General features: G+C 74.8%; 8 protein-coding genes, 1 pseudogene and 1 riboswitch. Of the genes and pseudogenes, 6 read left to right on the top strand and 3 right to left on the bottom strand.

Annotated elements, in window-relative coordinates; all coding sequences use genetic code 11:
* Positions 1-45 precede the first annotated feature (45 nt).
* The 3 genes from FRZ03_RS31615 to thiO all read right to left on the bottom strand — a co-directional run bounded on the left by FRZ03_RS31615 (position 46) and on the right by thiO (position 2,225).
* Positions 46-840 (bottom strand): thiazole synthase, encoded by a 795-nt coding sequence (locus FRZ03_RS31615; protein ID WP_146468510.1) that lies wholly within the window; start codon positions 838-840, stop codon positions 46-48.
* Between the two features lie 3 nt (positions 841-843).
* Positions 844-1,059 (bottom strand): sulfur carrier protein ThiS, encoded by a 216-nt coding sequence (gene thiS, locus FRZ03_RS31610; RefSeq protein WP_146468509.1) that lies wholly within the window; start codon positions 1,057-1,059, stop codon positions 844-846.
* Positions 1,056-2,225, bottom strand: coding sequence for a glycine oxidase ThiO (gene thiO / locus FRZ03_RS31605; RefSeq protein WP_146468508.1), 1,170 nt, complete (start codon positions 2,223-2,225; stop codon positions 1,056-1,058). Before thiO ends, thiS begins: the two co-directional genes overlap by 4 nt.
* Positions 2,223-2,334, bottom strand: a riboswitch (TPP riboswitch). Its footprint overlaps the gene before it by 3 nt.
* Before the next feature lie 53 nt (positions 2,335-2,387).
* Between thiO and FRZ03_RS31600 the strand changes: the two genes are divergently transcribed.
* The 6 genes and pseudogenes from FRZ03_RS31600 to FRZ03_RS40695 form a co-directional block, all read left to right on the top strand.
* A complete protein-coding gene (locus FRZ03_RS31600) occupies positions 2,388-2,738 on the top strand; it encodes an avidin-fold protein (RefSeq protein ID WP_146468507.1) in 351 nt (116 codons plus the stop codon).
* Between the two features lie 32 nt (positions 2,739-2,770).
* Positions 2,771-4,003: an NAD(P)/FAD-dependent oxidoreductase gene (locus FRZ03_RS31595; RefSeq protein WP_146468506.1), complete on the top strand. Its 1,233-nt coding sequence runs from the start codon at positions 2,771-2,773 to the stop codon at positions 4,001-4,003.
* Positions 4,004-4,142: 139 nt separating this feature from the next.
* Complete coding sequence (locus FRZ03_RS31590) at positions 4,143-4,508, top strand: Rv2175c family DNA-binding protein (RefSeq protein WP_055707421.1); 366 nt, start codon at positions 4,143-4,145, stop codon at positions 4,506-4,508.
* A gap of 92 nt (positions 4,509-4,600) precedes the next feature.
* Entirely contained in the window at positions 4,601-5,248 is a 648-nt protein-coding gene (gene thiE / locus FRZ03_RS31585; protein WP_146468505.1) for a thiamine phosphate synthase, read from the top strand.
* Between the two features lie 121 nt (positions 5,249-5,369).
* The gene (gene metF / locus FRZ03_RS31580) at positions 5,370-6,293 is read left to right on the top strand and encodes a methylenetetrahydrofolate reductase [NAD(P)H] (RefSeq protein ID WP_070028604.1); all 924 of its coding nucleotides are present in this window, start codon (positions 5,370-5,372) and stop codon (positions 6,291-6,293) included.
* 56 nt (positions 6,294-6,349) lie between these two features.
* A pseudogene (locus FRZ03_RS40695) lies at positions 6,350-6,764 on the top strand (hypothetical protein); the annotation flags it as partial.

Below are 6,764 nucleotides of genomic sequence, written 5' to 3'. Positions count from 1 at the left end.
GCGGTGTGTGACGGGCCGGTCACGCAGGCGACGGGCGGCACCGGCTCAGAACGCGGGACGCTCGGGGTCCAGCGCGGCCAGGCCCTCCTCGGGGGAGGACGCCCGCGCCCAGTACCGCCGGGGGATGCGCCCGGCCAGCCGCGCCAGCCGGCCCGCCGACACCGCGTGCCGCATCGCCGCCGCCATCAGCTCCGGCTCCTGGGCGCGCGTCACCGCCGACGCCAGCATGACCCCGGCGCAGCCCAGCTCCATCGCCAGCGCCACGTCCGACGCCGTACCGGCGCCCGCGTCGAGGATCACCGGCACCCCCGCCCGCTCCACGATCAGCTGGAAGTTGTGCGGGTTGCGGATGCCGAGCCCGGACCCGATCGGCGAGCCCAGCGGCATCACGGCCGCGCACCCCACGTCCTCCAGCTTCCGCGCCAGCACCGGGTCGTCGTTGGTGTACGGCAGCACCGTGAAACCGTCGTCCACCAGCGTCTCCGCCGCGTCCAGCAGCTCCACCGGGTCCGGCAGCAGCGTCCGCTCGTCGGCGATGACCTCCAGCTTCACCAGGTCCGTGCCCAGCGCCTCCCGCGCCAGCCGCGCGGTCAGCACCGCCTCCCCGGCGGTGAAGCACCCCGCCGTGTTCGGCAGCACCCGGATGCCGAGCTTCTCCAGCACCGACAGCACCGAGCCCCGCACCGAGGGGTCCACCCGCCGCATCGCGACGGTCGTCAGCTCCGTCCCGGAGGCGGCCAGCGCCCGCTCCAGCACGTCCAGGCTGGGCGCCCCGCCGGTGCCCATGATCAGCCGCGACCCGACGGCCGTACCGCCGATGACCAGGGAATCGTCCGTCATGGCTCAGCCCCCCTGCACCGCGGTGAGGACCTCGACCCGGTCGCCCTCGGCGAGCGGGGTGCTCGCCCAGCGGGTGCGCGGGACGACGGTCTCGTTGACGGCGGCCGCCACCCCGGAGGGGGACCGGACCAGCGACCGTACGACGGTGTCCAGGGCGGTGCCGGGGGAGACCTCTCGGCGCTCCCCGTTGACGCAGATGGTGAACGGCACGGCGGTCATGCGGGCTGCTCCATGAGGACGGCGCCGAAGCGCTGCGGTGTGAACGGACGGGCTTCCTGCGGCAGCTCGCCGTCGCCCAGCAGCTGCCCCATCACATCCCCGGTGACCGGCGTGAGCAGCACCCCGTTGCGGTGGTGCCCGGTGGCGAGCAGCAGCCCGTCGAGGCCGGAGGGGCCGAGCAGCGGCGCGTTGTCCGGGGAGCCGGGACGCAGCCCGGCGCGGGTCTCGGTGAGCGGCAGCTCGGTGATGCCCGGCACCAGCTCGTGGGCGTCGCGCAGCAGCTCGTAGACCCCGCCCGCGGTGACCGTCGTGTCCCAGCCCAGCTCCTCGCTGGTGGCGCCGACGACCAGCTCGCCGTTCTCCCGGGGCACCAGGTACACCTGCCCGCCCCGGACCACGGCCCGCACGGTACGGCTGAGGAACGGCGCGAGCCGCCGCGGCACCGTCAGCCGCAGCACCTGCCCCTTCACCGGCCGCACCGGCGGCAGCACCTCCCGGGGCACCCCCGCGAGCCGCCCGCTGAGGCTGCCGCCCGCGAGCACCACCCGCCCGGCGGCGAGCGCCGTGCCGTCCGCCGTGGTGACCCCGGTGGCCCGGCCGCCCGCCACGTCGAGCCGTTCGGCCCACACCCGGTGGAACACCACCCCGGCCCGCTCGCACGCGGCCAGCAGGGCCGCGGCCAGCCGGCGCGGGTCGATCTGGTGGTCGCCGTCGACCCGCAGCCCGCCGCGCACCCCGGGCGCCAGCATCGGTTCCAGGCGGCGGCACTCCCGCCCGGACAGCCACTGCGACTCCAGGCCGCAGCGCTGCTGCAAGGCGTGCAGTTCGCGCAGATGGGCGCGGTCGTCGGCGTCCAGCGCGACCGCGAGCGTGCCGCAGCGGCGGTAGCCGAGGTCCCGGCCGCTCGCCTCGGTCAGCTCGGCCGCGAACTCCGGGTAGCGGCGCGCCGAGCGCAGGTTCAGGGCGAGCAGGGTCTCCTCGCCGTAGTGCAGTTCGGTGACCGCGGCCAGCATCCCGGCCGCGACCTGCGCGGCCCCGCCCCCGGGCGCGGGGTCCACCACGGCGGTGGCGAGCCCGCGCTGCGCGGCCCGCCAGGCCGTGACCAGGCCGATGATCCCGCCTCCGACGACAAGGACGTCGGATGTGTCGGACGTACGTGACGGCATGGGCGTCCAGCCCCTCCCTTCGCCGGCATGACCCGGATCAGGTTCGTACGGTCGGAGGCCGCCAGCCTCCCTCTCAGCCCGGTGCGTCCGGGCTCCCGCGAGTGCTTGTACGGTGGCCACCCTAGCCCGCCCCCCTCCTCACCCGTAAGGGAGCCCTCGCTCATGGCCGTGTCGTTGGACGGACTCCACCTCGCCCCCGTCGCGGACCAGTCCGCGGGTCAGGTGGGCACCCGCACCCGGTTCGCCTACCACGAGGAGGACGGCGCGGTGTGGGCCGAGTACCAGGGCGGCGACATCGTCCGCGGCCATCTGGTCGGCACCCGCGAGGGCGACCGGCTGGACTTCCGGTACGTGCAGCTGAGGACCGACGGGACGACGGCCTCGGGGCACTGCGTCTCCACGGTCGTGGAGCTGCCCGACGGCCGGGTGCGCCTGGAGGAGACCTGGGAGTGGGAGTCCGGGCCCGGCTCCGGCACGAGCGTTGTGGAACAGCTCACCGAGGACGCACGCTGACTGACTGATCGTCACGTGTCTATGGTGGGCGGGTGAGCGAGCAGACAGCGCAAGAGGGCACGGCACGGACGCGGCGCGTGGTCGTCGTCGGCGCGGGCATGGCCGGGGTGCAGACCGCGGTCGCCCTGCGGGAACAGGGATTCGCGGGCGACGTGACCGTCATCGGCGCCGAACCGCACCAGCCCTACGACCGGCCCCCGCTGTCCAAGGCCGTGCTGCTCGGCAAGGCCGAGGACTCCGCCTTCGACCTCGACTTCGACTCGCTCGGCGTCGACCTCCGGCTCGGCTGCGAGGCCCTCGGCGTCCGCCCCGGCGACCGGGAGCTGGACACCGGGGCGGGCCCGGTGCCGTACGACGTCCTGGTCCTCGCCACCGGCGCCGAACCGGTCACCCTGCCCGGCACCGAGGGCGTCCCCGGCGTGCATCTGCTGCGCACCCTGGACGACGCCGAACGGCTGCGGCCCGTGCTCGCCCTCCAGCACGACATCGTGGTCGTCGGCGCGGGCTGGATCGGCGCCGAGTTCGCCACGGCGGCCCGTGCGGCGGGCTGCGCGGTGACCGTCGTGGAGGCCGCCGACCGGCCGCTCGCCGGCGTGCTGCCCGCCGAGGTCGCCGCGCCCATGGCCGGCTGGTACGCCGACAGCGGCGCCGAACTGCGCACCGGCGCGCGCGTGGAGCGCGTCGAGCCCGGCGCGGTGGTGCTCGCCGACGGCACCCGGCTGCCCGCGGGCGCCGTCGTCGTCGGCATCGGCGCCCGCCCCGCCACGGGCTGGCTGGCCGGCTCCGGCATCGAGCTGGGGGCGTACGGCGAGGTCGTCACCGACGCCCGGCTGCGCGCCTCCGCGCCCGGGGTGTACGCCGTCGGCGACTGCGCCTCCTTCCCCTCGGCCCGCTACGGCGAGCGGCTGCTCGTGCACCACTGGGACAACGCCCTCCAGGGCCCGCGCACGGTCGCCGCGAACATCCTCGGCGAGACCGACGCCGTCTACGACCCGGTGCCGTACTTCTGGTCCGAGCAGTTCGGCCGCTTCGTCCAGTACGCCGGCCACCACGCCGCCGCCGACCGCCTGGTCTGGCGCGGCGACCCCGCGAGCCCCGCCTGGACGGTCTGCTGGCTGCGCGAGGACCGCCTGGTCGCCCTCCTGGCGGTGGGCCGCCCGAGGGACCTGGCGCAGGGCCGGCGGCTGATCGAGGCGGGCCGCACGATGGACCCGGCGGCGCTTTCGGACCCGAGCAGGCCGCTGAAGGACGCCACGACCGGCTGACCGGTTCGACGGCGCGGGGTGCGGAGGCGGCCGACCGCGACCGGCCCGCGACCGGGCACGACGGGCCGGCGGTGGAACCGGCACATGTCGAACCACCACATAAGGCACCACCCCCGGCCGAACGCCTACGCTAGTACCCGTGACCGAGATTGACGCAAAGATCGATGCTCTCGTCCCCGCCTGGCTCACCCTCCCCGACATCGCCGAACAGCTCGGCGTCGAGGTGACGCGCGTGCGGCAGCTGGTCAAGGAGGGCCAGCTCATCGCCGTACGCCGAGGTGAGAACCGGGCGCTGCACGTCCCCGCCGCCTTCATCGACGGGGACAAGGTCGTCAAGGGCCTGTCCGGGACCCTGACGCTCCTGCGGGACGACGGCTTCACGGTCGAAGAGATGATCGAATGGCTCTTCACCCCCGACCCGACCCTGCCCGGCACCCCCGCGCAGGCCCTCAGTGAGAATCGCGGCACGGAGGTGAAGCGCCGCGCCCAGGCGCTGGCCGTCTGAGCCCGACCGCCTGAGGGGGGTGGCGTACGGCGGCCCGAGCCCGTGCGCCACCCGCCCGCCCAGCAGCCACACCGACCCCAGGGGGAACACGCATGTCCGACACCGCCCGCGCCGCGCTCGCCGACGCCCGCCTCTACCTGTGCACGGACGCCCGCAAGCGCCAGGGCGACCTGCCCGAGTTCCTGGACGCGGTGCTGGCCGGCGGTGTCGACATCGTGCAGCTGCGCGACAAGGGCATGGAGGCCGCCGAGGAGCTGGCCCACCTGGAGGTCCTCGCCGACGCCTGCGCCCGCCACGGCAAGCTGCTCGCGGTCAACGACCGGGCCGACGTCGCGCACGCGGCCGGCGCCGGCGTGCTGCACCTCGGGCAGGGCGACCTGCCGGTCCCGGCGGCCCGCGCGATCCTCGGCGACGACGTGCTGATCGGCCGCTCCACGCACGCCGAGGAGGAGGCCGCCGCGGCCGCCGTCCAGGAGGGCGTGGACTACTTCTGCACGGGCCCCTGCTGGCCCACCCCGACCAAGCCCGGCCGCCCCGCGCCCGGCCTCGGCCTGGTCCGGTACACCGCCGCGCTCGGCACCGACCGCCCCTGGTTCGCCATCGGCGGCATCGACCTCGGCAATCTGGACGAGGTGCTGGACGCCGGGGCCCGCCGGGTGGTCGTGGTCCGCGCGCTCACCGAGGCCGACGACCCGGGCGCCGCGGCGGCCGAGTTCGCCAAGCGGCTGCGGCAGGTCTGAGCGGGACCGCGCGGCCCCGTTGTGGGAGTGTCCGTCCCAAGGGATGGACGGCAAATCGACAAATCGGGCAATTTTCCCGGGTTTGGTTGGGGGACCGCCGTCCCCTGGCTAACCTGCGGGTATGGCCCTCGGAACCGCATCCACCAGGACTGATCGCGCACGCACCGTGCGCGAGATCCTCGCCGGCGGCAAGAAGACGTACTCGTTCGAGTTCTCGGCGCCGAAGACCCCCAAGGGCGAGCGGAACCTGTGGAGCGCGCTGCGCAGGGTCGAGGCGGTCGCGCCCGACTTCGTCTCGGTGACCTACGGGGCCGGCGGCTCCACCCGCGCGGGCACCGTCAAGGAGACCCAGCAGATCGTCGCCGACACCACGCTCACCCCGGTCGCCCACCTCACCGCGGTCGACCACTCCGTCGCCGAACTGCGCAACATCATCGGCCAGTACGCGGACGCCGGCATCCGCAACATGCTCGCGGTGCGCGGCGACCCGCCCGGCGACCCGATGGGCGAGTGGGTGCCGCACCCCCGGGGCCTGACCTACGCGGCCGAACTCGTGCGCCTCATCAAGGAGTCGGGCGACTTCTGCGTGGGCGTCGCCGCCTTCCCGGAGATGCACCCCCGCTCCTCGGACTGGGACACCGACGTCGCCCACTTCGTGGACAAGTGCCGCGCGGGCGCCGACTACGCCATCACCCAGATGTTCTTCCGGCCGGAGTCCTATCTGCGGCTGCGCGACCGGGTGGCGGACGCGGGCTGCGACACCCCGGTGATTCCGGAGGTGCTGCCCGTCACCAGTGTGAAGATGCTGGAACGACTGCCGAAACTCAGCAACGCCGACGTCCCCGACGCCCTGAAAGAGCGGATCCTCGCGGCGAAGGACGATCCGGCGGCGGTACGCTCCATCGGTATCGACTTCGCCACGGAGTTCTGCGCGCGGCTGCTGTCCGAAGGCGTGCCCGGACTGCACTTCATCACGCTCAACAACTCCACGGCGACCCTGGAGATCTACGAGAACCTGGGCCTGCACCACCCCCCGCAGGCCTAGACCTGCCGCACCGTGGTGCGACACACTGCGTAACGGCCACTGGGAGAGGGGCGTACATGGGCTGGACGGTCCTCTACATCGCGTTCGGCGTCGTCGCGCTGTGGTTGCTCGGCGAGGTGCTGTTGCAGTACAAGGCGCGACTGCGCTGGCGGCTGCTCGCCTTCGCCGGGTTCCTCGGCGTGGTGGTGGGCGTCATGATGCCGTCCGTCCTCGTGATCGGGGCGGGCGCGATCGCCTTCACGGTCGGCCAGACCCTGGTCACCCTCTCCTTCCGCCGCGGCTTCGTGGCCGGTTGGGCGGTCCGTCGCCCCGGCCCCCACGCCGCCGCGGCGGCGCGTGGTGCCCCCCCCCGCGGCGGCCCCGTCGCGGCCGGCCCGCCGCACCGCCCCCCCGCCCACGCGCCCGCGGCGCGCGCAGCCCCGCGCCCGGCCCTCGCCGACCGCCAACCCGCTCGCGCCCCCCCGCCCCCCG

The sequence above is a fragment of the Streptomyces misionensis genome (assembly GCF_007896895.1).
Classification (GTDB): Bacteria; Actinomycetota; Actinomycetes; order Streptomycetales; family Streptomycetaceae; genus Streptomyces; species Streptomyces misionensis_A.
Note: the sequence above shows the minus strand (reverse complement) of the source record. Positions and strands in the feature narration are given on the sequence as shown.